General features: G+C 67.2%; 17 protein-coding genes and 1 pseudogene. 9 read left to right on the top strand and 9 right to left on the bottom strand.

The genetic code is table 11. The annotated features are described in order from the left end of the window. Window positions 1-7: 7 nt before the first annotated feature. The gene (locus PV761_RS12725) at window positions 8-1,450 is read right to left on the bottom strand and encodes an NAD-dependent malic enzyme (protein ID WP_347897209.1); all 1,443 of its coding nucleotides are present in this window, start codon (window positions 1,448-1,450) and stop codon (window positions 8-10) included. A 221-nt stretch (window positions 1,451-1,671) separates the two neighbouring features. On the opposite strand from PV761_RS12725, the gene PV761_RS12730 reads away from it, so the two are divergent. Further along, the gene (locus PV761_RS12730; protein ID WP_011693256.1) at window positions 1,672-2,427 is read left to right on the top strand and encodes an IclR family transcriptional regulator; all 756 of its coding nucleotides are present in this window, start codon (window positions 1,672-1,674) and stop codon (window positions 2,425-2,427) included. Between the two features lie 162 nt (window positions 2,428-2,589). On the opposite strand, the gene PV761_RS12735 is transcribed toward PV761_RS12730, so the two are convergent. The 4 genes from PV761_RS12735 to pucL all read right to left on the bottom strand — a co-directional run bounded on the left by PV761_RS12735 (window position 2,590) and on the right by pucL (window position 7,788). Further along, window positions 2,590-4,152 carry an NCS1 family nucleobase:cation symporter-1 gene (locus tag PV761_RS12735; RefSeq protein WP_347897212.1) on the bottom strand — a complete coding sequence of 521 codons (1,563 nt, stop codon included), beginning with the start codon at window positions 4,150-4,152 and terminating at the stop codon, window positions 2,590-2,592. A 130-nt stretch (window positions 4,153-4,282) separates the two neighbouring features. Continuing rightward, entirely contained in the window at window positions 4,283-5,107 is an 825-nt protein-coding gene (locus tag PV761_RS12740; protein ID WP_347897214.1) for a MurR/RpiR family transcriptional regulator, read from the bottom strand. A gap of 103 nt (window positions 5,108-5,210) precedes the next feature. Continuing rightward, entirely contained in the window at window positions 5,211-6,716 is a 1,506-nt protein-coding gene (locus PV761_RS12745) for a nucleobase:cation symporter-2 family protein (protein ID WP_347897216.1), read from the bottom strand. Between the two features lie 163 nt (window positions 6,717-6,879). Next, on the bottom strand, window positions 6,880-7,788 hold the full coding sequence (pucL, locus tag PV761_RS12750; protein ID WP_347897218.1) for a factor-independent urate hydroxylase: 909 nt from the start codon (window positions 7,786-7,788) through the stop codon (window positions 6,880-6,882). Window positions 7,789-8,150: 362 nt separating this feature from the next. Here pucL and PV761_RS12755 point away from each other — a divergent pair, with 362 nt between their 5' ends. Continuing rightward, a complete protein-coding gene (locus PV761_RS12755) occupies window positions 8,151-8,345 on the top strand; it encodes a hypothetical protein (protein ID WP_028271154.1) in 195 nt (64 codons plus the stop codon). 9 nt (window positions 8,346-8,354) lie between these two features. On the opposite strand, the gene ligD is transcribed toward PV761_RS12755, so the two are convergent. Further along, window positions 8,355-9,599 carry a non-homologous end-joining DNA ligase gene (ligD, locus tag PV761_RS12760; protein WP_347897220.1) on the bottom strand — a complete coding sequence of 415 codons (1,245 nt, stop codon included), beginning with the start codon at window positions 9,597-9,599 and terminating at the stop codon, window positions 8,355-8,357. 42 nt (window positions 9,600-9,641) lie between these two features. Continuing rightward, window positions 9,642-11,006, bottom strand: coding sequence for an 8-oxoguanine deaminase (locus PV761_RS12765; protein ID WP_347897222.1), 1,365 nt, complete (start codon window positions 11,004-11,006; stop codon window positions 9,642-9,644). A gap of 409 nt (window positions 11,007-11,415) precedes the next feature. On the opposite strand from PV761_RS12765, the gene PV761_RS12770 reads away from it, so the two are divergent. The 7 genes from PV761_RS12770 to PV761_RS12800 all read left to right on the top strand — a co-directional run bounded on the left by PV761_RS12770 (window position 11,416) and on the right by PV761_RS12800 (window position 20,599). Next, window positions 11,416-11,910: a nucleoside deaminase gene (locus tag PV761_RS12770; protein ID WP_028271151.1), complete on the top strand. Its 495-nt coding sequence runs from the start codon at window positions 11,416-11,418 to the stop codon at window positions 11,908-11,910. Window positions 11,911-11,924: 14 nt separating this feature from the next. Next, complete coding sequence (locus PV761_RS12775) at window positions 11,925-13,436, top strand: NCS2 family permease (protein WP_347897237.1); 1,512 nt, start codon at window positions 11,925-11,927, stop codon at window positions 13,434-13,436. Window positions 13,437-13,654: 218 nt separating this feature from the next. Further along, the gene (locus PV761_RS12780; RefSeq protein WP_347897224.1) at window positions 13,655-14,965 is read left to right on the top strand and encodes an XdhC family protein; all 1,311 of its coding nucleotides are present in this window, start codon (window positions 13,655-13,657) and stop codon (window positions 14,963-14,965) included. Beyond that, window positions 14,956-16,008, top strand: coding sequence for an FAD binding domain-containing protein (locus PV761_RS12785; protein WP_347897226.1), 1,053 nt, complete (start codon window positions 14,956-14,958; stop codon window positions 16,006-16,008). The genes PV761_RS12780 and PV761_RS12785 overlap by 10 nt, the downstream gene beginning before the upstream one ends. Before the next feature lie 2 nt (window positions 16,009-16,010). Next, window positions 16,011-18,863, top strand: a complete 2,853-nt coding sequence (locus tag PV761_RS12790; protein ID WP_347897228.1) for a molybdopterin cofactor-binding domain-containing protein — start codon at window positions 16,011-16,013, stop codon at window positions 18,861-18,863. Between the two features lie 7 nt (window positions 18,864-18,870). After that, window positions 18,871-19,854 (top strand): aldo/keto reductase, encoded by a 984-nt coding sequence (locus PV761_RS12795; protein ID WP_347897230.1) that lies wholly within the window; start codon window positions 18,871-18,873, stop codon window positions 19,852-19,854. Window positions 19,855-19,948: 94 nt separating this feature from the next. Beyond that, window positions 19,949-20,599 carry a uracil-DNA glycosylase gene (locus PV761_RS12800; RefSeq protein ID WP_347897232.1) on the top strand — a complete coding sequence of 217 codons (651 nt, stop codon included), beginning with the start codon at window positions 19,949-19,951 and terminating at the stop codon, window positions 20,597-20,599. Window positions 20,600-20,632: 33 nt separating this feature from the next. On the opposite strand, the gene nboR is transcribed toward PV761_RS12800, so the two are convergent. Beyond that, window positions 20,633-21,244: a nicotine blue oxidoreductase gene (gene nboR / locus PV761_RS12805; protein ID WP_347897234.1), complete on the bottom strand. Its 612-nt coding sequence runs from the start codon at window positions 21,242-21,244 to the stop codon at window positions 20,633-20,635. 83 nt (window positions 21,245-21,327) lie between these two features. After that, a pseudogene (locus PV761_RS12810) lies at window positions 21,328-22,886 on the bottom strand (pyruvate dehydrogenase (acetyl-transferring), homodimeric type); the annotation flags it as partial.

The following is a 22,886-nucleotide window of genomic DNA, read 5'->3' on the forward strand; positions in this document are numbered from 1 at the left end:
CTGCGAATCAGGCGTTGGCGGGTTCTAGGGCTGCGTTTGCTGCGGCTGACGGGGCTGCGGCGGCCTTGGCTGCGTGCGCCGCGTTGGCTACAGCCGTGGCCACATCGGCGGCAACGTGCGGGTCGAAAACGCTGGGGATGATGTAGCTGGCATTGAGTTCGTCGTCAGCCACGCGGTTGGCGATGGCTTCGGCTGCGGCCACCAGCATGTCCGGCGTGATGTCCGAGGCGCCGGCGTCGAGCAGCCCGCGGAAGAAGCCCGGGAATGCCAGGACGTTGTTGATCTGGTTGGGGAAGTCGCTGCGCCCCGTAGCCACCACTGCCGCATGCTTCGACGCTACCACCGGGTCGATTTCCGGGGTGGGGTTGGCCATGGCGAAAACGATCGCATCCTTGGCCATGGCGGCCACCTGCTCCTCGCCGATGACGTGCGGGGCGCTGACGCCGATGAAGACGTCCGCCCCGACGAGTGCCTCGTGCAGCGTGCCGGAGAAGCCTTCTTCGTTGGTGTTGGCCGCGATCCAGCTGCGGTGTTCGTCGCTGTATTCCTCTCCGGAGTGGATGGCTCCGGAGCGGCCGGCCGCGACGATGTGCTGGGCGCCCTGGGCCTTGAGGAGCTGGATGATGGCTGAGCCCGCGGCGCCGACACCGGACACCACGATCCTGACGTCGGCGAGCTTCTTGCCCACCACGCGCAGGGCGTTGACGAGTGCGGCCAGGGTGACGATTGCCGTGCCGTGCTGGTCGTCGTGGAACACCGGGATGTCCAGTTCCTCGCGGAGGCGGTTTTCGATCTCGAAGCAGCGAGGGGCGGCGATGTCTTCGAGGTTGATGCCGCCGTAGACCGGGGCCATGGCCTTGGCGATCATAATGATTTCTTCGGTGTCCTGGGTGTCGAGGCAGACCGGCCAGGCGTCAACGTTGGCGAACTGTTTGAACAGGGCGGCCTTGCCTTCCATGACCGGCAGGGCCGCGGCCGGGCCAATGTTCCCCAGGCCAAGGACGGCCGAGCCGTCGGTAAGGACGGCGATGGTGTTGCGCTTGACCGTCAGGTTGCGGGCCGCTGAGGGGTCCTCCGCGATGGCCAGGCAGACGCGGGCGACGCCGGGGGTGTAGGCGCGGGAGAGGTCGTCGCGGTTGCGGAGGGCAACCTTCGGGACAACCTCGAGTTTGCCGCCGAGGTGCATCAGGAAGGTGCGGTCGGAGACGTGCTGGACCGTGACGCCGTCGAGTGCGTTCAGGGCATCCTTGACGCGGGCGGCATGTTCGTCGTCGGTGGTGTTGCAGGTGACGTCCACAACCAGGGTCTCGTGGTGGGACTCGGTGACGTCCAGGGCCGTGATGGCTGCGCCGGCAGCTCCGACGGCGGCGGCCAGTTCGCTGGTCGCAGTGAAGCTGGACGGCGCCTCAACGCGCAGGGTGATCGAATTTCCGGGGCTCGGGTTCGCCATTGAATGTTCCTCCTCGTCGGGCCCGGACGCTGAGTGCCTCCGGGCGTACTGCTCAATCAGATGTTTTCGTATTATGGATATTATTATCTACTTTGTGGAAACACAAGCCCTGAAGGTGCATCGACGGAGCCTTGCGCGTGCTGTATCTTGGGTCTTCTAAGCAATTTTTTTCACGATGTGGATAAGAGTTGTCGGAACCGATACCGCAGGAGACCACGGTTATGGCTGAAAAAGCCCCGGGAGGCGTGCAGTCCGTTGAGCGCGTCTTCGAACTTTTGGAACTGATCACTGATGCCGGCGGAGACGTCACGCTCAGCGAGCTCTCGTCCTCCACCGACCTGCCGCTTCCCACCATCCACCGCCTGCTGCGCACGCTGGTCACCCTGGGCTACATCCGCCAGCTGCCCAACCGCCGCTACGCCCTCGGCCCGCGGCTCATCCGGCTCGGCGAAGGCGCCAACAAGCAGCTCGGCGCACTCGCCCGTCCGCAGCTCAAGTCCCTCGTGGACCGGCTGGGGGAGACGTCCAACATGGCGGTGCTGGACTCGGACATGGTCATATACGTGGCCCAGGTGCCGTCCCTGCACTCCATGCGCATGTTCACCGAGGTGGGCCGCCGCGCCCACACCCACGCCACCGGCGTGGGCAAGGCGATCCTGGCCCAGCTGGATGACGAGACCGTCCGCGGGATCGTCCAGCGCAGCGGCATGCCGACGCCCACCCCCAAGAGCATCGGCGACATCGACTCCCTGCTCCTGGACCTGAAGCTCATCCGTGAACGCGGCTACTCCATCGATGAGGAGGAGCAGGAGATCGGCGTCCGCTGCTTTGCGATGGCAGTCCCCAACGCGCCGACGCCCACGGCCATTTCCGTGTCCGGGCCGGTGTCCCGCGTGGACCAGTCCTTCGCCGAACGCGCCGTGCCGCTGCTGCGCGAAGCAGCCCAGGCGATCTCGGACGAGCTCAACCAAAACTGACCCCCGCCGTCGTACTTCCAGCGCGAACGGACACTTAAGCCCCCTCCTCCCAGCGCGAACGGACACTTGCGGCCCGTCTTCCTGACGGAAGGGGGCCGCAAGTGTCCGTTCGCGCTTAGACAACGTCAGGGTTCTGGGTCCGGGGTTCGACGACGGCGGGTGCTAAGCCAGCGTGCCGTCGCTGACCGCGCCGCTGTCCCCGCCGGCGGGCTCGAGCGAGATCATCGGGGACTTGCGCTCCAGCGCCCTGAAGACGACGAAGCCGAGCGCGCAGCCGAGGAACCAGCTGTAGTTGCCGATCCAGGTCGCGTTCACTGCGGTGGCGCCGGTGTCGAGCAGGATCTTGGGGATCACCACGGACGCGATGGAGATGGCGCCGCTGATGGCCACCGCCTTGACCGCGTTCGGGTTGTAGCCGTTCCGGAACCAGTACCGGCCGGTGGTCTTCAGCGTGTACATGTCGTCCACCCAGACCTTCTGCCGGCTCACCACGTAGTACCCGGCGATCAGGATGCCGAAGAGCGGGCCGATCAAGGCGCCCAGGACGCCGAGGGTGTAGTGGATGGCGTCGTTGTTGGAGTACCAGTTCCACGGGGTCAGGATGACGGAGCCGACGGCGGCAATCATGCCGCCTGCGCGCCAGCTGATTTTCTGCGGGCTGACGTTGGAGAAGTCGAACGCGGGCGAGATGAAGTTGGCCACGATGTTGATGCCCACGGTGGCGATGACGAAGGTCAGTCCGCCCAGCAGCACCGCGAAGACGGTGTCGATTTCCTGGACCGTCTTGACCGGGTCCGTGATGAGGCGCCCGAACACCGGGATGGTGGCCGACGCCGTGATGACGGTCAGGAGCGAGAAGAACAGGAAGTTCACCGGCAGCCCCAGGAGGTTGCCCTTTTTGACCGCCTTGTAGCTCTTGCCGTAGCGGGCGAAGTCGCCGAAGTTGAGCATCGGGCCGGAGAAGTAGGAGACCACCAGGGCGATCGCGGAGATCATCACGGGGATGGAGGCGGCGAAGTCCAGGGGCGGACCGCTGGAAAGATTCAGGCTGATGTTGCCGATGCCGGCCTTGGACACCAGGTAGATGGCCAGGACCAGCATCACCACGTAGACGGCGGGACCGGCGAAGTCGATGAATTTGCGGATGCTTTCCATGCCGTTCCAGAACAGCGCGGCCTGGGCCACCCAGAGAATGCCGTAACAGATCCAGCCCAGGGCGGAGAGTCCCAGGAAGCCGCTCTGTTCGACGTCGTACAGCGGTGCCATGCCGGGGAAGAACTTGAGGAAGACGATCACCAGGGCCTCGGAGGCAAGGAACGTCTGGACGCCGTACCAGGCAACCGCGATCAGTCCCCGGATGATGGCCGGGATGTTGGCGCCCTTGACGCCGAAGACGGCCCGGTTGATGACCGGGTACGGGACGCCGGTCAGCTGGCTGGGCTTGGCCACGAGGTTGCAGAAGATGTTGACGATCACAATGCCCGCCAGCAGTGCCACGAGGACCTGCCAGCTGGCCAGGCCCAGGGCGAAGAGGCTGCCTGCCGTGACGTACCCGCCGATGCTGTGGACGTCTGACATCCAGAACGCGAACAGGTTGTAGCTGGTCCAGCGCTGGTTCTTCAGCGGGACCAGGTCCTCGTTGCTGAGCCGGGGATCGTAGTCGGGGAGCTGGCCGGTGCGGGCGGGCGCTTCAACCCGGGGTGCGGCCATCGCGGAGTCTGTCATGGTTTCCTCTGAAAGATTGGGACAGCCGCCGATCCGGCCGTTTCACGCTTTCAATTAGATGGAACCAATGTTTCAGTGCTGTTTCTGGTGCAACAATTCCTGTTTACGTCGCCTCTTACGAGGCCTCGACCTACTTCGCTTCGATCTCGCCCAGGGCGTCGAACTGGGCCGTGACCTCGCGGACGCGCTCGCGGCCGGGACGTCCCGAGGCTATGAGGACGCCGTTCGCAAGGACGCTGACCAGGCTCATGGCAGCGGCGTAGCTGTCAAAGGCCTGTGCGCCGTCCACCGGGCACTCGAGCCACAGCGTGGCGTCCGCGGCCAGCCGGCGCGCGCTCGGGTCCCCGATCAGAACCGTGGTTGCCCCGGTGGCGGACGCTGCCTGGAGGACTTTACGGAACCCGGCAGGCCGCCGTCGGAAGCCGAACAGCACCACCGCGTCCCCCGCGCCCAGGCCGGCGAGCTCTTCGCCGATGCTCTGCCCGGGCTGCGGCGCCACGGCCACGGCCGGGCGGCACTGGAGGAGCTGCTGCCGGAAGTGCAGCGCCACGGGAAAACTGTTGCGGAAGCCGAGCAGCAGCACGGTTCCGGCGCCGGCGAGCTTGCCGCTGGCCTCCGAGAGTTTGTCCTCGTCAAGTGATTCGGCCAGGCGGCGCAGGTTTTCCTGTTCCTGCCCGAAATGGGCGGCCAGGCCGCCGTCGGACGACTGCGGACCCAACGGCATGCCGCTGGAACGGATGGACCGGGTGTGTTCCTTGACCTCGTTGAAATCCTCAAAGCCGAGCCGCCGGAACAGCCGGCTCATGGTTGCCTTGGAGACTCCGCTGAGGCGTGCAAGTTCCGCGGCGTTGTAGACGGCGAGGTCGCCGAGGCGGTCCAGGAGCGTGTCCGCCGCCTTCTGCTCCTGGGGGCTCAGCTCCGCATAGTGCCGTTCGATCCGTTCATCGATCCTCATGAAACAACCGTCTCACAGGACAGCCAAAGCGCGAACGGACAGTTGCGGCCCTTCGGAAAGGGGCCGCAACTGTCCGCTCGCGCTTCTTGGGTCGCCTGCGGGCTTAGTGGTCAGATTTCGACGCCGACTCCACCGGGACTTCCTTGCCGTCGCAGTCGATCAGCTTGCCGCCCTCGTAGCGGTCGCCGTCGGCCAGGCACTTGAGGTCCTCTTCGCGGACCACGCGGCCGGTGCCGGCCACGAAGACGGACTGGTTCTCGGAATTGCCGGCCTTGAGGTGGTTGAAGAGCAGGTTCAGCAGGATGGCCATGACCGCGGCCGAGCTGATGCCCGAGTGGAAGATGGTGCCGAACCAGGAAGGGAACTTGTCGTAGAACGCCGGCGCAGCGATCGGGATCATGCCGAAGCCCACGGACGCCGCCACGATGATCAGGTTCATGTTGTTCCGGTACTCCACTTTGGCAAGGGTCCGGATGCCGCTGGCGGCAACAGTTCCAAAGAGTACGACGCCGGCGCCGCCCAGGACGGGCGTCGGCACAGCTGCGACCACCCGGCCAAGAACCGGCAGGAGGCCCAGGATCACCAGGATCAGGCCGCCGGCGCTGACCACGAAGCGGCTCTTGACGCCCGTGATGGCAACGAGGCCCACGTTCTGGGCGAACGCGCTCTGGGTGAAGGAGTTGAACAGCGGGGAGATGGCGCTGGAGAGCATGTCCGCCCGCAGGCCGTCGCCGATGCGCTTGGAGTCAACCTTGGTGCCCACGATCTCGCCCACGGCGATGATGTCCGCAGAGGTCTCGGTGAGCGTCACCAGGATGACGATCAGCATGGAGATGATCGCGGCGATTTCGAACGTGGGCGGGCCGAACGCGAACGGGGTGGGGAACGCGACGATTTCGCCCTGGCCCACCTTGGAGAAATCGGCCATGCCAAAGACGAACGCAATCACCGTGCCGAGCACCATGGCCAGCAGGATGGAAAGCCGGGAAATGGCGGCGTTGCCCACTTTGCTCAGCAGCAGCACAATCGCCATGGTGGCTGCGGCAAGGCCGATGTTGGCCATGCTGCCGTAGTTCGGCGCCTTGTTGTTGCCGCCCATGGCCCAGTTGGCCGCGACCGGCATCAGCGTCAGGCCGATGGTGGTGATGACGGTGCCCGTGACCACCGGCGGGAAGAAGCGGATGATCTTCGAAAACAGGGGGGTGATGAGCAGGCCGATCAGCGAAGCCGCAATCACCGAGCCAAACACCGCCTGGATCCCGCCGCCGCCGTGGACGATCGCCACCATCGTGGAAACACCGGCGAAGGACACGCCCTGGACCAGGGGCAGCTGGGATCCGAAGAACCTGATGCCGACCGTCTGGAGAATGGTGGCCAGGCCGCCGACGAAAAGGCAGGCGGCGATCAGCAGGCCGATGTCCTGGGACGACATGCCGGCGGCTGCGCCGATGATCAGCGGCGGGGCGATGATGCCGCCGTACATGGTGAGCACGTGCTGGAAGCCGTAGGCGAACGTGCTTCCGAGGGGCAGCCGCTGGTCTTCGGGGCGGTCGGACTGCTTGCGGCCGGTGGCGGCCGTTGCAGCGCCGGATTTCTTCTTGGTGTTCATGGCAGACTTTCTTGGTTCATGGCAGACGTCTTTGTCTGGCTAACGGTGTCTGGCTAACAGTTGTGGATCGTTGGTGGGTTTCGACGGGCTCACTCAACGAATGCCCGGTGGTTGAGCCTGTCGAAACCGGGGGTCCCGACAGGCTCAACCACCGAGGTGCGGCTTAGCAGAAGCCGGCGATACCGGACCAGGCGATGTCCGCCGGGGCGGCGTCCTCGCGCTGGACGGTGGCCTCGATCAGGCCGTACGGGCGGTCGGCGGCAAAGAAGACCTCGTTGGGGTTGTCGAGGCCGAACGGCGAGAGGTCCACCAGGAAGTGGTGCTTGTTGGGCATCGAGAACTTGATTTCGTCGATCTCGCTGTGTGCTTCCAGGACCTTGGCGCCCATGTCGAACAGGGTCTGCTGCAGGGCGTGGGAGTACTTCTCGGTGAAGCCTTCCAGCAGCAGGCTCTTGACGTCTTCGTAGCTCTTGTTGAAGTCGAGCGAGCTGTAGTCGGTGTTGGCGTTGAAGCGCCAGCGGGCGGAAACATCCGTGGCCAGGATGCGGTCCGTGGTTTCCGGCAGGGTGGTGTACTTGTCCCGCGGGTAGCCGACGAAGCCGGACTGGGTGGACTTGAGGACGGTGAGGTCCTTCAGGCCCGAGATGAGGTGTGCTGCCGCGCCGTCGCGGACCAGGACGGCCGTGCGGATTTCCTGGCCCTTCCGCACGAAGGAGTGGTCGTGCTCGGCACCGTGGGCCTGGATCCGCTCCCAGCTGTAGGACTCGGCTTCCCAGCGGCCGCCGGTGACCCAGTCGAAGCTGGACGTGAAGTGCTCGCCCAGCCGCAGGAGGAAGGCCTCCGGTGAGCCGACGCCTTCACGGGCAAACGCGTAGATGGTGTTCTTCTGCGTGTCCGTTGCAACGACGTGGCTGTTGTCGCCTTCGAGGTGGGCTGCGGCGAAGTCCCCGCGCAGCTGCGAGGTGACGTTCAGGTCTTCGATCTCGTGGCGGTCGGTGTCGCGAGTGATTTTTACAACCCGGACTTCGGCCTTGCCGTACTGGTTCTGGCCGAGGATGATTTTGCTGCTCATGGTCTGTTCCCAACTTCCGTGATGTGGAACCTAGGTTCCATCATTGAAATTAAGCGCGTGTTTCGCACGCGTTTCTGATGGAGCCGACCCAACAAAAAAGAGCCGGCATCCAATGACGCCAGCTCATTACGACCCTGCCTGCTGCTCCCAGGTTACGTGACCTACGCCACGAGTTGACTTAAAGCGTAGCCGAGCTTTGCCGTGGTGTACATCACTCCTTGAAAAATCCGATTGTGACCGACGGCGCCCGGAACCATTGACGAACGGCCAGGGGGCGTTCTACGCTATTTCACATAGCAAAAGTTATTTTCCATTTTGTGGAAATTCGAAGAACGCTATCAACCACCTTGGAGGAGGATCAGATGTACCAGCAGGACACGACGCCGGTTGCACCGGCACAGACGGCGGCACCCTCAGTCCAGGAGTTCTACCTCCCCCTCGGAGGCGGAACGGATCCGGACTTCTACCTGCCCGCAGACCGGGAGCACGTCCCGGGCCGGTTCTCGCGCTGGGTCCACGGCCTGCCGGGCTTCGGCGGCCCGCGTCGCCGGCCTTAGCGGCGGACCTCAGGACTCGGTACGCCCCGGCCACACCTTGCCCGCCCAGGGGTCGTAGTCGGCCATGAGTTCCTCCTGCGGCGGACGCTCCGCCTCCGGAACGTGCTGCAGATTCACCCGCACCCGGTACCAGAGCGAGCTTGAGCCGCGCATTCCATCGACCAGTACGTCGGCCGGATGCAAGTCCGGGACAACGTCCGCATGCCGGGCCTTCCACTCGTCCAGCGCGGCAAGCGCCTCGGGCTTGGTCCTGGTCCGGGCCACCTCGATCAGCGGCATCACCGACTGCCGGCGGCCTGCGGCGTCTCCGCTGCGCGGCGCTTTCTCGGCCGGGCCGAGCTGTGCTGCCAGCGCCAGAAGCCCGTCGAGTGAACCCGCCGCGTCGTCGATCCCGGCGTGCGGGTCGCCCACCGCTGCGAACCGCTCCGGCACTGTGAGCACCGTGAACTGTTCCGGCCGCGTGGTGCGGACCTCGTCCCAGGTGAGCGGCGTCGAAACCCGGGCATCGGGCAGCGGCCGGACCGAGTACGCCGATGCCACTGTGCGGTCCTTGGCGTTCTGGTTGAAATCGACAAACACGCTCTCGCCGCGTTCCTCCTTCCACCACCGCGCGGTGGCGAGTCCGGGAGCGCGGTTCTCCACCTCGCGGGCGAGCGTCTCTGCGGCGAGCCGCACGTCGCGGTATGACCACTGCGGTGCGATGCGCACCAGGATGTGGAGCCCGCGCGACCCGCTCGTCTTCGGCCACCCGACCAGCCCCGCGTCGTCGAGCACCTCACGCGCCACATAGGCGACGTCGACCAGTTGCGACCAGCCGACCCCGGGCATCGGATCGAGGTCCACCCGGAGCTCGTCGGGATGTTCGAGGTCCTCGGCACGCACGGGATGCGGATTGAGGTCGAGGCAGCCAAGGTTCACCACCCAGGCAAGGCCTGCGGCATCCCGGATGACGGCCTCTTCGGCCGATGTCCCGGACGCATAGTGCAGTGTTGCCGTCTCGATGAAACCGGGATGGTTTTCCGGCACGCGCTTCTGGAAGAACGGCTCGGCGTCGATGCCCTTCGGGAAGCGCTTGAGCACCATGGGCCGGCCGCCCGCGCCGCGCAGTGCACCATCCGCGACCGCGAGGTAGTAGCGCACCAGGTCGAGCTTCGTCAGCCCCGGCTCGGGGAACACCACCTTGTCGGGGCTCGAGATGCGAACCTCGGTGCCGTCAATCGCCAGGATCTCGGCCGGAGTCTTCGACGGGTTCATTCCGTCACGCTAGCAACGAACGGATGCCGGGGCATAGGGCCCCTACCCGTTCACCAGCTTCCGCGCCGCAGCCGAGTGCTCCGCGATCAACGAAGAAAGATCCAGTCCCGGAATCTGCCCGTCCACCACCCGCCACTGGCCGCCCACCATCACCCGGTCGGCCCGGTCTGCCGCGCATAGCAGGAGCGCGGCCACCGGATCGTGGCTGCCGGAGAACCGCAGCTCGTCGAGTTTGAACAGGGCCAGGTCCGCCTGCATCCCCGGCGCCAGCTGCCCCAGATCACCGCGGCCCAGTACCGCCGCCGAGCCCCGCGTCGCCCAGCCCAGCGCACGCTCCACCGGCACCTGCGCGCCGTAGCGCAGCCGCTGCAGGTACAGCGCCTGCCGCGCCTCCAGGATCATGTTGGAGGCATCGTTCGACGCCGATCCGTCCACTCCCAGCCCCACCGGGACTCCAGCGTCCTCCAGTTCCAGCACACGCGCCGTACCTGAGGCCAGCCGCATGTTGGAGGTGGGGCAATGCGCGACGGCGGTGCCCGCGGCTCCCAGCGCGGCGATTTCCGCGTCGCTGAAATGAATGCCGTGGCCCAGCCAGGTCCGGTCCGTCAGCCAGCCCACGCTCTCCAGGTACTCCACCGTGCGCAGGCCGAACATCTCCCGGCAGAAGTCCTCCTCGTCCAGGGTTTCGGCCAGGTGCGTGTGCAGCCGGACGTCGTGCCGCTCGGCGAGCGAGGCGCTCTCGGCCATGATCTCTTTCGTCACGGAAAACGGTGAACACGGGGCCAGGGCAATCTGGATCACGGCGCCGTCGCCGCGCTCGTGGTACTCGCGGATCAGCCGCTCGCTGTCGGCCAGGATGACCTCCGGCGCCTGGACGGTGGACTGCGGCGGCAGCCCGCCGTCGTCCTCTCCGAGCGTCATGGAGCCGCGGGTGAGCGTGGCCCGCATGCCCAGCTCCCGCACCGCGCGGACCTCGATGTCGATGGCGTCCTCCATGCCGTCCGGGAATAGGTAGTGGTGGTCCGCTGCGGTGGTGCAGCCGGAGAGCAGCAGCTCCGCGAGCGCAACAGTGGTGGCCAGTTCCAGGTCCCGCGGCGTCAGCCGCGCCCAGACCGGGTACAGGTTCTGCAGCCACGGGAACAGCGGGGCGTTGGCCACCGGACCCCAGGCGCGCGTAAGCGTTTGGTAAAAGTGGTGGTGCGTGTTGATCAGGCCGGGCAGCAGGACGTGGCTGCCGGCGTCGAACGTTTCCTGGCAGGGCGCGGACGGCAGCTGGCCGGCGGCAAGCACTTCCGTGATGACTCCGCCGCTCACCACGATGCCGCCGGAGGCGTCCAGGGTGTTGGCGGTAAAGGCCGCGAGCGGATTCCGGATCCAGAGCCGGTGTGCGGAGGGTTGGGTAGCCATAAACGGGATTCCTGTCTGAGCGTGCGGATGAAATGCCAGCTCAGTGAGGGCCTGTCTGCTGATCCAGGCTCCCGGCGCAGGCTAAGGCGGGCGCCGGTTGGGCATCAGCGTAGGACGGCGGGAAGCGCCGCGTCAACGCACTGGATTGTGACAGCCTGCGGCCCCCTTCCGGGGCCCCTCCCGGCCGACGCAATTTCACATCACGAAATTAACTTTCCAAAACCTATGGCGCAGCTCACGTTCCGGTGCTAATCTCGATTTTGCCAAAGGCGGGCCCCCGGACTCCGGGGAAGCTATCTACCAGGCGCAACTTAACCTTCAAAAGCACATGCTGAAGCCTGGTAACCGTCGCATCTGGCCATTTCGTCCCACCTCGGCGTACCGGCTTCCCAGCAAAGGGAGTCGCATCATGAGTACCACCGTCACGGCCCAGGATTACCTGGCCAAATCAATCAGGTTGGCCACGGCCAACGTCCTGAACAGCGGCGGCCCGTTCGGCGCCGTCATCGTCACGGCAGACGGAAAAACGTTCGGCGGCGTCAACCGCGTCACCGCCACGAATGACCCCACAGCCCACGCCGAAGTCACGGCCATCCGCCGCGCCTGCAGCGAGCTGGGCACGTTCGACCTCACCGGCGCAACCCTCTACACCAGCTGCGAGCCGTGCCCCATGTGCCTGGCGTCGGCGCTGTGGGCCAGGGTGGAGCGGGTGGTGTTTGCGGCGGACCGGCACGACGCCGCGTCCGTGGGTTTCGACGACGCCGTGTTCTACGAGTACTTCGAAAACGGCGGGCGCGACGCGCTCATGCCGGTGGCCAAGCTGGAACTCGACGACCCGCAGGCACCGCCGATCCTCGAACCCTTCAACACCTGGAATACGCTCGACTCCAGGATTGACTACTAGGGCCGGTGGCTGAGATGACAATCCTGGACACCACCGCGGGCGGACATCCGCAAGGCAACGGGCAGCAGCCTGCCGCCCCCAAGCGCCCGCAGCCGACGAACGCTTTCCTGGACCGTTTCTTCGACATCACCAAGCGCGGTTCCACTGTGGCCCGCGAGGTGCGCGGCGGCCTGGTCACGTTCTTCACCATGGCCTACATCGTCATCCTGAACCCGCTGATCCTTGGCGGCTTCAGCGCGGACAACGCCCCCACCGATGTTGCCGGCGGCTGGCTGTCCGCAGCACAGGTGGGTGCCGTCACCGGCCTCACCGCCGGCGTTATGACCATCCTGTTCGGGCTGATCGCCAACCTGCCCTTCGGGCTCGCGGCCGGGCTGGGCATCAACTCCTTCCTGGCCGTGGCCGTGATCCAGGAGGTTACCTGGGCCGAGGCTATGGGCCTGGTGGTCATCAACGGCATCCTGATCGTCCTGTTCGGTGTCACCGGTGCCCGGACGGCCATCTTCCGGGCGGTCCCCAAGGAACTGAAGGCCGCCATCACGGTGGGCATCGGCCTGTTCATTGCGTTCATCGGATTCGTGGATTCCGGCTTTGTCCGGGCCACCACGGCCGGTCCTCCGGTCCAGCTGGGCGACAACGGATCCATCACCTCGGTTCCCACCCTGGTGTTCATTGTGGGCCTGCTGGTCATGGGAGTCCTCGTGGCCCGGAAGGTGCAGGGCGGCCTGCTGATCGGCATCGTGGCCACCACCGCACTGGCGGCCGTGGTTGAGGCCGTGATGAAGATCGGCCCCGGCAGCGCGGGCAACCCCGGCGGCTGGCACCTGAACACCCCTGTCCTCTCCGGCCACCTGGTGTCCGCCCCGGACCTGTCCCTGGTGGGCCAGTTCGACCTGTTCGGCGCCTTCGGCCGGATCGGCGGGCTCGCCGCGACCATGCTGGTGTTCACGCTGGTGTTCACCAACTTCTTCGACGCCATGGGCACCATGACCGGCCTGGCCAAGAGCGCCGGCGTGGCGCACAAGGACGGCACGTTCCCGCGGCTGAAGTCGGCCTTCATTGTCGAAGGCCTGGGAGCCGTCGCCGGCGGCGCGACGTCCGGTTCGTCCAACACCGTGTACATCGATTCCGCGGCGGGCATCGGGGAGGGCGCCCGCACCGGGCTGGCCTCCGTGGTGACGGGCGTGCTGTTCCTGGGCTCGATGTTCCTGACCCCGCTCACCTCCGTGGTGCCGCTGGAAGTTGCTGCCGCCGCCCTGGTGGTGGTGGGCGCGATGATGATGGCCCAGATCCGCGAGATCAAGTTCAGCAAGTTCTCCGTGGCGCTGCCGGCGTTCCTGACCATTGTCACGATGCCGCTGAGCTACTCCATCGCGAACGGCATCGGCGTCGGCTTCATCTCCTGGGCGGTCATCAGCGCCTGCTCGGGGAAGATCCGGAAGGTGCACCCGCTGATGTGGGTGGTCACCGCCGGCTTCCTGGTGTACTTCGCCCGCGGTCCCATCAACGCCCTGCTGGGTGCGTAGCACTCCGGGCGCAGGAACCAGCGCGTAGGAACACCCTTAGACCGGACCGGGGCAGGCAGATGGGGCCGGCCCCGGTCCACCAAAATGCCGGTCCACCAAACCGCAGCGAAAACTGCAACGAAACTGACGCAGGCGCCACAACTGCCGGTGCTTCCCCCGGCGCAGGATAGGAACGAGAATATGGACACCATCGCCGCACAGGAAAAGGGAGTGCAGCAATGTTGGATCTGATGCCCTCACTCAGGGAGTGGCAGCCCGCCGTTACCGGCCAGCGCTGCGCAGTGGCCACCGTGGTGGGCGCCGGCGGATCCGTGCCGAGGCCGCTGGGCACGTCCATGCTCGTGTCCGAGGCCGGCGACGTGCTGGGCAGCCTGTCCGGCGGCTGCGTTGAAGGCGCCGTGGTGGAGGCGGCTTTGCAGGCAATGCACGACGGCGGCACGCGCCGTGAGTTTTTCGGCTACAGCGCCGAGGACGCATTCGCCGTCGGGCTGACCTGCGGCGGTGAGCTGGAGATCCATATCGAGCCGCTGGGCTCGGCGCCCGGCGGGCTCCGGCTGGAGAACCTGAGGTCCCTGGCCGGTCCCGGACCCGCGAGCGCCCTCGCGCTGATCCGGCGGGTGGACGCCAACGGGGGCGGCGCCGTCGTGATCCCGGATCCGGCAAGCTTCCGGGCGGATTCCTCGGCCGAACTTGCAGCGTTGCTGGGGCTGGCCTCCACCGGTGCGCCGGAGGCCGGACGCCTGGCACGGGCCGCTGCTGCCCAGCTGGAACCGCTACTGCGCGGCGGGCGCACCGGCCTGGTGCGGCTTGCCCCGCCGGAGGGGTGCCTTTCCGGCACAACCGTGCCACAAAAAGCAGGGACCGGCCCGGCCACCGGCCCGGAACCGATCACCCTGCTGGTGGAGAGCCGGCTGCCACCCGCCCGGCTGCTGATCTTCGGCGCCAACGACTTCGGTGCCGCCCTGCTGCCCGCCGCACAGTTGCTCGGCTACCACGTGACCCTGTGCGACGCCCGGCCGGCTTTCGCAAGCCAGGCACGGTTCGCCGGTGCGGAGCAGGTGGTCACCGCTTGGCCGCACCGGTTCCTGGCCGAGGAAGCAGCGGCGCGACGGATCGACGCCCGGACCGTGGCGTGCGTCCTGACCCATGATCCCAAGTTCGACATTCCGCTGCTCCGCACAGCGCTGGGCCTGGACCTGGCCTACGTGGGCGCCATGGGATCGCGCCGCAGCCACCGCCAGCGCGTCGACTCACTGCTTGCCGCCGGAGTCAGCACCGAAGACCTCTCCCGGCTGCATTCGCCCATCGGACTGGACCTCGGCGCGGTCACCCCGGCCGAAGTGGCGGTGTCCATCACCGCCGAACTCGTGGCCAGCCGCAGCCGCTCCGCCGGTGCATCCGTCCGGGCCTCATCGCTGAAGGACGGCGCCGGCCCGATCCACGCCGGGTCTCATCACACCGGACCCCTTCACGCCGTCACAACTCAGAACCTCAACACCCCGCAACACCAGGAGACCCCATGGACATGAACACCATCGAGGCCGTGGTCCGCACCCAGGACCCGGCAGAATGGCGGGACGGCGATGCCTGGCTCGCCGGCGGGACAGTCCTCTTCTCCTACGGGAGCCTCGCCTTCGGCAAGGAGCCGCTCCGGCGGCTGCTGGACCTTGGCGACGCCGGCTGGCCCGCCGTCACGGTGACGGACGCCGGCATTGAGCTTGCGGCAACCTGCACGGTGGCCGAACTCTATGCCCTTCCGGAGTCCGAGGCCGTGGCGACTGCCGCCGGGTCCGCCTCCGCCAGCCGTGACAAGGCAGCCTCCTGGCCCGCCCTGGACCTCATCCGGCCGTGCTGCGACTCCTTCGTGGCCTCCTTCAAGGTGTGGAACATGTCCACGGTGGGCGGCAACCTCTGCACTTCGTTGCCGGCCGGGCCGATGATCTCGATGTGCGCCGCCCTCGACGGCCAGGCCACGGTTCTGGGCCCGGGCGGTGCCAGCCGCACGGTTCCTGTGGCCGCCTTCGTCACCGGGGACGGCAAAAACTGCCTGGCACCCGGTGAGCTCCTGCGCAGCATCCGCCTCCCGGCGTCGGCGCTGGCGTCCCGGGTGGCATTCCGGCGCCTGTCGCTGAGCAACCTGGGACGGTCCGGGGTGCTGCTGATCGGAAGGCTCGACGCCGACGGCACCCTGGTCCTCACCGTCACCGCCGCCACCAAGCGGCCCGTGCAGCTGCGCTTTCCCGCCGCGACGCGGGATCAGGCCTCTGCGGCGGTTTCCGCGGCCGCGCTCGTCGACGCGCTCGACGCCGCCATTCCGGCGGAGCTGTACCACGACGACATCCACGGCCTGCCCGCCTGGCGGAAGGACATGACCTACCGTCTCGCGGAGGAAATCAGGGCGGAACTGGCAGCCCCTTCGGGGGTTCCGCCGGTCCGGGTCTCCGGGGACTTCTGGCCGCCGCAGCCACAACCGCCCCAGCGCAAGTCGCGCCAGCAAATCGCTTCGCCCCGGCACGGTTCACCACAACAAACGTCTTCACCGCAGGCTTCGCCGCAGCAGGAAGGGGCCTGAGCATGGCCAACCAGACCACCCGCGCCATTGAAATCAACGGCGTCCCGGCCGACGCCGAGCCGCGTCCCGGCCAGTGCCTGCGCACCTTCCTGCGAGAGCAGGGCAACTTCGGCGTCAAGAAAGGCTGCGACGGCGGCGACTGCGGCGCCTGCACGGTCCACGTGGACGGCACTCCCGTTCACAGCTGCATCTACCCTGCCGTCCGGGCTGAAGGGCACTCCGTCACTACGGTCGAGGGGCTCGCCGGCACCTGCGGAACCGCCGGCGAGCTCCACCCGATGCAGCAGCAGTTCCTGGACCGCCAGGGATTCCAGTGCGGATTCTGTACCGCCGGCATGGTGATGACGGCCGCGACCTTCGACGAGGAGCAGACGGAGAACCTGCCCCGGAACCTCAAGGGCAACCTCTGCCGCTGCACCGGATACCGGGCCATCGAGGACGCCGTCTGCGGCCGTGAAGGACACCCGGACCCCAAGGGCCCCGGTTCGGGGATCGCCGGCGAAGGGCAGCCGGAGCCCAAGCCGGGCCAGCTGGGTGACGACGTTCCCGCCCCGGCGAGCCTCGCCGTCGTGACAGGAAAGGCCCGCTACACCCTGGACGTCCCCGCCGAGGAACTGCCCGGGCTTCTGCACCTGAAACTCGCGCGGTCGCCGCACGCCCATGCCCGGGTGCTGTCCATCGACTCAACTGCCGCACTGGAGATCCCGGGAGTGGTGGCCGTCTTCACCCATGAGGACGCGCCGGCGCAGTTGTTCTCCACGGCCCAGCACGAGCTGTACACCGACGATCCGGACGATACGCGCGTCCTGGACGACGTCGTCCGGTTCATCGGGCAGAAGGTTGCCGCCGTCGTCGCCGATTCCGTGGCGGCGGCGGAAGCCGGCGTGCGCGCCCTCGACGTCGAGTACGAGGTGCTGGACGCAGTCTTCACGCCGGAGGAAGCCATGCGCCCCGGAGCCCCGGCGGTCCACGGCGAAAAGGACGCGGCCACGGCGCGCATCAGCCGGCCCGAACAGAACGTCGTGGCGGAGCTGCACTCGGAACTGGGCAGCGTTGCCGCCGGGTTTGCCGAGGCCGACTTCATCCATGAACAGACCTACCGGACCCACCGCGTGCAGCATACTGCGCTGGAAACGCATGCCGCGATCGCCTCCGTGGACCACGACGGGCGGCTCCAGGTCCGTACCTCCAGCCAGGTCCCGTTCCTGGTCCGGCGCACGCTGTCCCGGGTCTTTGACCTGCCGGAGGAGCAGATCCGCGTGGTGGCCGGCCGGGTGGGCGGCGGCTTCGGCGGCAAGCAGGAGGTGCTCACCGAGGACGTCGTGGCCCTTGCCGCGCTGAAACTGAAGCGCCCGGTGCAGCTCGAATTCACCCGGACCGAACAGTTCACGGCCGCCACCACCCGGCACCCGTTCACCATCCACCTCAAAGCCGGTGCCAGCAAGGACGGCAGGCTCACCGCGCTGCAGCTGGACGTGCTCACCAACACCGGCGCCTACGGCAACCACGCCCCGGGCGTGATGTTCCACGGCTGCGGCGAATCCCTGGGCGTGTACAAGTGCGCCAACAAGAAGGTGGACGCCCACGCCGTGTACACCAACACGGTGCCGTCCGGGGCGTTCCGCGGCTACGGGCTGAGCCAGATGATCTTCGCCATCGAGTCCGGCATCGACGAACTCGCCACTGGAATCGGGATGGATCCGCTGGAGTTCCGCCGCCGCAACATGGTCCTCGAAGGCGACGACATGCTCTCCACGCACTCCGCGCCCGAAGAGGACGTGCACTACGGCAGCTACGGCCTGGACCAGTGCACCAGCCTGGTGCAGGACGCCCTTGCCCGCGGGCTCGAGCGGTACCGGGCCGCCGGCCTCGACGACCTGGGCCCCGACTGGGTCACGGGGGAGGGGACCGCGCTGTCCATGATCGACACGGTCCCGCCGCGCGGCCACTTTGCCCACTCCAGGCTCCGGCTCCTTAAGGACGGAACGTACGCCGCCGACGTCGGGACCGCCGAATTCGGCAACGGCACCACCACCGTCCACGCGCAGCTCGCAGCCACCGCGCTGTCCACGACAGCGGGGCGGATCACGGTGCGGCAGTCGGACACCGACCTGGTGCAGCACGATACCGGCGCCTTCGGCTCCGCCGGAACCGTGGTGGCCGGCAAGGCCACGCTGGCCGCGGCGGAAGAACTCGCCATCCGGATCCGGGCGTTCGCCGCGGGCATCCGCCAGGTGCAGGCCTCCGGCGTCGTGCTGGAGGAGGAAGCCGTGGTGTGCGAAGGAGCCCGGGTGCCGCTGACGGATATTTTCGACGCCGCCGAAGCCGCCGGCGTCGAGCTCGCCACCGAGGGGCACTGGGGCGGGACACCGCGATCGGTGGCGTTCAACGTCCAGGGTTTCCGGGTGGCAGTCAACACCGGCACCGGCGAACTGAAGATCCTGCAGAGCGTGCAGGCCGCCGACGCCGGCGTGGTGGTCAACCCGCGGCAGTGCCGTGGCCAGATCGAAGGCGGGATTGCGCAGGCCCTCGGCGCGGCGCTGTACGAGGAAGTGAAAGTGGACGACGGCGGGAAGGTCACCACGGACATCCTGCGGCAGTACCACATCCCCACTTTCGCGGACGTGCCCCGCAGCGAGGTCTATTTCGCCGAGACCAGCGACAAACTGGGCCCGCTCGGGGCGAAATCGATGAGCGAGAGCCCGTTCAATCCCGTGGCCCCGGCGCTCGCCAACGCTATCCGGAACGCCACGGGGGTGAGGTTTGCCGAGCTACCCATCGCACGGGACAAGATCTACCTGGGGCTGAAGGAAGCGGGACTGACCCCGCGTCTTGAGAGCGCTAACGGCCTATAGTCGGAGGATGGAAAAGCGATTGTTGGGCAAGACCGGACGGAACGTCTCCATCGTTGGACTGGGGACCTGGCAGCTCGGGGCGGACTGGGGCAACGTGGACCCCGCACAGGCGCAGGCCATCCTGGCCGCCTCCGTGGAAGAGGGCGTTACGTTCTTCGACACGGCGGACGTCTATGGCGACGGCCGCAGCGAGCAGGCCATCGGCGCGTTCCTGGCGGACAACCCCGGCCTGGATATCACGGTGGCCACCAAGATGGGCCGCCGGATGGAGCAGCAGCCGGAGAACTACAACCTCGCCAACTTCCGCGAGTGGACCGACCGGTCCCGGCGCAACCTGGGCGTCGAGCAGTTGGACCTAGTCCAGCTGCACTGCCCGCCCACCGCCGTGTACAGCAACGCCGAGGTCTATGACGCACTGGACACGCTCGTGGCTGAAGGTGCCATCCGGAACTACGGCGTCAGCGTGGAGCGGACCGAGGAAGCCCTCGAGGCCATGCGCCACGAAGGCACGGCCACCGTGCAGATCATCCTCAACGCCTTCCGGCTCAAGCCGCTGGACGAAGTGCTGCCCGCGGCCGAGGCAGCCGGGGTGGGCATCATTGCCCGGGTCCCGCTCGCCTCGGGCCTGCTCTCCGGCAAGTACACCGCGGACACGTCCTTCGCGGCGGACGACCACCGGAACTACAACCGCACCGGCTCCGCGTTCGACGTCGGGGAGACCTTCTCCGGCGTCGACTTCGGGCAGGGCCTCAAGGCGGTGGCCGAGTTCGAGGAACTGGTGCCCGACGGCGTCAGCACCGCCCAGGCGGCGATTGCGTGGATCGCTGCGCAGGACGGCGTCAGCACGGTGATCCCCGGCGCGCGCAACGTGGAACAGGCCCGCACCAATGCCGCCGCCGCGGCCGTCAGCGGCATTGACGCAACGTTCGACGTCGGCGTCCACGAAATCTACGACCGCTACTTCCGCGAGTGGATCCACCCGCGCTGGTAGCCGGTCCTCACTTGAGCGCGAACGGGCAGATAATGACCTCAAACCGGCGGTTTGCGGGCATTATCTGCCCGTTCGCGCTTGGGAGGAGGCAAGTGTGAGCACGCCGTCCATTGAGGCGTTCATTGAGCGGCTTGCAGCCGTGGCCACAGGCCCGGGGTGCACCAATTTCTTCGATCACGCCGTGGCCGCCAATGCGCAGCGCCGGCGCAACCTGGACATCTACCTCCAGGAAATGCTCGACCGCTCCCCGACGGTGCTGCTGGTGGGGGAGGCTCCCGGCTTCAGGGGCATGCGGATCACCGGTGTTCCCTTCACCAACCGCACCATGTTTGAGGGCCCGGCCAACAGCTTCGGGTTGTTCGGTCCGGGGAAGGGCTACGTGCTGCCGCCGGATGCCGCGGGGGTTGCGGCCGAGCCGACGGCCACGGTGATGTGGGACGTACTGGCCGGGCTGGATTTCCTGCCCGTGCTGTGGAGCGCCTGCCCGTGGCACACCCACGTACCCGGGCGTCCCCTCTCCAACCGCACGCCCACCGCCGCCGAGGCAACCCTGGGGACCCCGTTCTGGCAGGCGCTGACGGAGTTGTTTCCCATTGAAACCGTGGTGGCAGTGGGCAACGTGGCGCACCGCAGCCTGCAACGGTCCGGACTGGACGTGCCGAAGATCAGGCATCCCGCACACGGCGGCCGGTCCGGGTTCAAGCGCGGATTGGAGGAGCTGCTCGCGGCCGGGGTGCGGGCCTGAGTGAATGCGGGTTTGGGGGATTGCCGGCCGGGGCTATTGGCCGAGCAGCCCCAGCTGGTCCGGTGAGTCCAGGTCGTCGCCGCCGGACTGGTCGCTGCAGTCCACCAGGTCGATAAGTTCCGGGTGCGCCTTGAGGAAGAACCGTGCGCCGGCGTCACCCCTTGCTGATTCCGCCGCTTCGACACGCAAGGTGGCGTCCAGCAGCAGCGGGTGACCCCGTTCGAGGGACCCGTCCGGCGCGCGGTAGGCGGCGGCAGCCACCCGGCCCGGCCGGTGCGCTGCCAAGAGCCGGGACACCGTTTCCGGAGTCAAGCCGGGCTGGTCGACAAGCGCGATCAGCACATGGTCCCCGGCTGGCGCAGCCCCCACACCTACGCGGAACGAACCGCCCATCCCGGACTCCCAATCGGGGTTTTCGACGACGGTATAACGGCCCAGATCCGCGGTTTCTGCGACTCTCACCCCGTCGGCGCCGAGGACGATCACGACCTCGCGGCAGCCGCCGTCGAGCAGAACCGCAGCGAGTACTTCCACCAGGGTGCGGCCGCGGAACGGCAGCAGGGCCTTGGGGCCCCGTCCCAAACGGGTGCCCGCCCCGGCGGCGAGCAGCACCGCCGTCGTGCGCGGTTCCAGTGAGTCAGCCATCGCCCCAGCCTACCCAGCGACATGACAGGTGACGGCAGTGTTCCGCGGGAACACTGCCGTCACCTGTCATGTGGATTCGCAGGTCAGGCGTCGCCGCCCGCTCCGCCGGTGGTCCCGGCGTTGACGTCCAGGAGCTTGTAGCGGTCCATGGCGTACGACGGCGCGCCCTCCTCCACATCGCCCCTCGCCGCGAGCATTTGCAGCGTCTTCACCACGATGGAGTGGGTGTCGTTCTTGAAGAAGCGGCGGGCCGCGGCGCGGGTGTCGGAGAAGCCGAAGCCGTCCGCGCCGAGCGAGGCGAACTGATGCGGCAGGAATTGCCGGATCTGGTCCGGGACGGCCTTCATGTAGTCCGAGACCGCCACCACGGGACCCTGGGCATCGGCCAGTTGCTGGGCCACAAAGGGGATCCGGGCCGGTTCGCCGGGGTTCAGGAAGGCCTCCTCCTCGGCTGCCAGGCCGTCGCGGCGGAGCTCGTTCCAGGACGTGACGGACCAGACGTCGGCGGAGACGCCCCAGTCCTCGGCCAGGATCCGCTGGGCTTCCAGCGCCCACGGGACCGAAACGCCTGACGCCAGGATCTGGCTCCTCGGACCCTCAGCCTCCGACGCCGACACCCGGTAAATGCCTTTCAGGACGCCGGTAACGTCGAGGTTCTCCGGTTCGTTGGGCTGGGTGATGGGTTCGTTGTAGACGGTGATGTAGTACATCAGGTTGCGGTCAGCAGCTGAACCGGCCGGACCGGCAGCGTTGTTTCCTTCGGAATCCGGTCCGTACATGCGTTCGATGCCGTCGCGGACGATGTGGCCCATTTCGTAGCCGTAGGCGGGGTCGTAGGTGACCACTGCCGGGTTGGTGGCGGCGAGGATGGGGGAGTGGCCGTCGGCGTGCTGGAGTCCTTCGCCGGTGAGGGTGGTCCGTCCTGCGGTGGCGCCGATGATGAAGCCGCGGGTCATTTGGTCCGCGGCTGCCCAGAAGGCGTCGCCGGTGCGCTGGAAGCCGAACATGGAGTAGAACACGTAGACCGGGATCAGCGGCACGCCGTGGGTGGCGTAGGCGGTACCGGCGGCGGTGAAGGCTGCGACGGCGCCGGCTTCGTTGATGCCGGGGTGGATCAGCTGGCCCTGGGCGGATTCCTTGTAAGCCAGGACCAGGTCCCGGTCCACGGACAGGTAGTTCTGGCCGCCCGGGTTGTAGATCTTGGCGGTCGGGAAGAACGCGTCCATGCCGAAGGTCCGGGATTCATCCGGCACGATGGGAACGATCCGGTGCCCGAACTTCTTGTCGCGGAGCAGGTCCTTGAGGAGCCTGACGAAGGCCATGGTGGTGGCTGCCTGCTGCTTGCCGGTGCCGCGCTTGGCGACGTCGAAGGTCTTGGCTTCGGGCAGTTCAATGGCTTTGTGGTTGGGACGGCGCTCGGGCGTGTAGCCTCCGAGTTCCCTCCTTCGTTCAAGGAGGTAGGCGATTTCGGGGGCGTCTGCGCCGGGGTGGAAATAGGGCGGGCTGTACGGGTCCTCTTCCAAACGGGCGTCGGAAATGGGAATCCTCAAGTAGTCCCTGAATTCCTTGAGGTCATCCAGGGTGAGTTTCTTCATCTGGTGGGTGGCGTTGCGGCCTTCGAAGTGCGGTCCGAGTCCGTAGC

The sequence above is a fragment of the Arthrobacter sp. CC3 genome (genome assembly GCF_039907775.1).
In the GTDB taxonomy this organism is placed as follows: domain Bacteria; phylum Actinomycetota; class Actinomycetes; order Actinomycetales; family Micrococcaceae; genus Arthrobacter.

Bases quoted from the DNA above. Each gene is read 5' to 3' on its own strand.
- nboR (WP_347897234.1), bottom strand. From the start codon at position 21,244: ATGGCTGACTCACTGGAACCGCGCACGACGGCGGTGCTGCTCGCCGCC.
- PV761_RS12765 (WP_347897222.1), bottom strand. From the start codon at position 11,006: ATGGCTACCCAACCCTCCGCACACCGGCTCTGGATCCGGAATCCGCTC.
- ligD (WP_347897220.1), bottom strand. From the start codon at position 9,599: ATGAACCCGTCGAAGACTCCGGCCGAGATCCTGGCGATTGACGGCACC.
- PV761_RS12725 (WP_347897209.1), bottom strand. From the start codon at position 1,450: ATGGCGAACCCGAGCCCCGGAAATTCGATCACCCTGCGCGTTGAGGCG.
- PV761_RS12730 (WP_011693256.1), top strand. From the start codon at position 1,672: ATGGCTGAAAAAGCCCCGGGAGGCGTGCAGTCCGTTGAGCGCGTCTTC.
- PV761_RS12755 (WP_028271154.1), top strand. From the start codon at position 8,151: ATGTACCAGCAGGACACGACGCCGGTTGCACCGGCACAGACGGCGGCA.
- PV761_RS12735 (WP_347897212.1), bottom strand. From the start codon at position 4,152: ATGACAGACTCCGCGATGGCCGCACCCCGGGTTGAAGCGCCCGCCCGC.
- PV761_RS12745 (WP_347897216.1), bottom strand. From the start codon at position 6,716: ATGAACACCAAGAAGAAATCCGGCGCTGCAACGGCCGCCACCGGCCGC.
- pucL (WP_347897218.1), bottom strand. From the start codon at position 7,788: ATGAGCAGCAAAATCATCCTCGGCCAGAACCAGTACGGCAAGGCCGAA.
- PV761_RS12775 (WP_347897237.1), top strand. From the start codon at position 11,925: ATGACAATCCTGGACACCACCGCGGGCGGACATCCGCAAGGCAACGGG.
- PV761_RS12795 (WP_347897230.1), top strand. From the start codon at position 18,871: ATGGAAAAGCGATTGTTGGGCAAGACCGGACGGAACGTCTCCATCGTT.
- PV761_RS12785 (WP_347897226.1), top strand. From the start codon at position 14,956: ATGGACATGAACACCATCGAGGCCGTGGTCCGCACCCAGGACCCGGCA.
- PV761_RS12780 (WP_347897224.1), top strand. From the start codon at position 13,655: ATGTTGGATCTGATGCCCTCACTCAGGGAGTGGCAGCCCGCCGTTACC.
- PV761_RS12790 (WP_347897228.1), top strand. From the start codon at position 16,011: ATGGCCAACCAGACCACCCGCGCCATTGAAATCAACGGCGTCCCGGCC.
- PV761_RS12770 (WP_028271151.1), top strand. From the start codon at position 11,416: ATGAGTACCACCGTCACGGCCCAGGATTACCTGGCCAAATCAATCAGG.
- PV761_RS12740 (WP_347897214.1), bottom strand. From the start codon at position 5,107: ATGAGGATCGATGAACGGATCGAACGGCACTATGCGGAGCTGAGCCCC.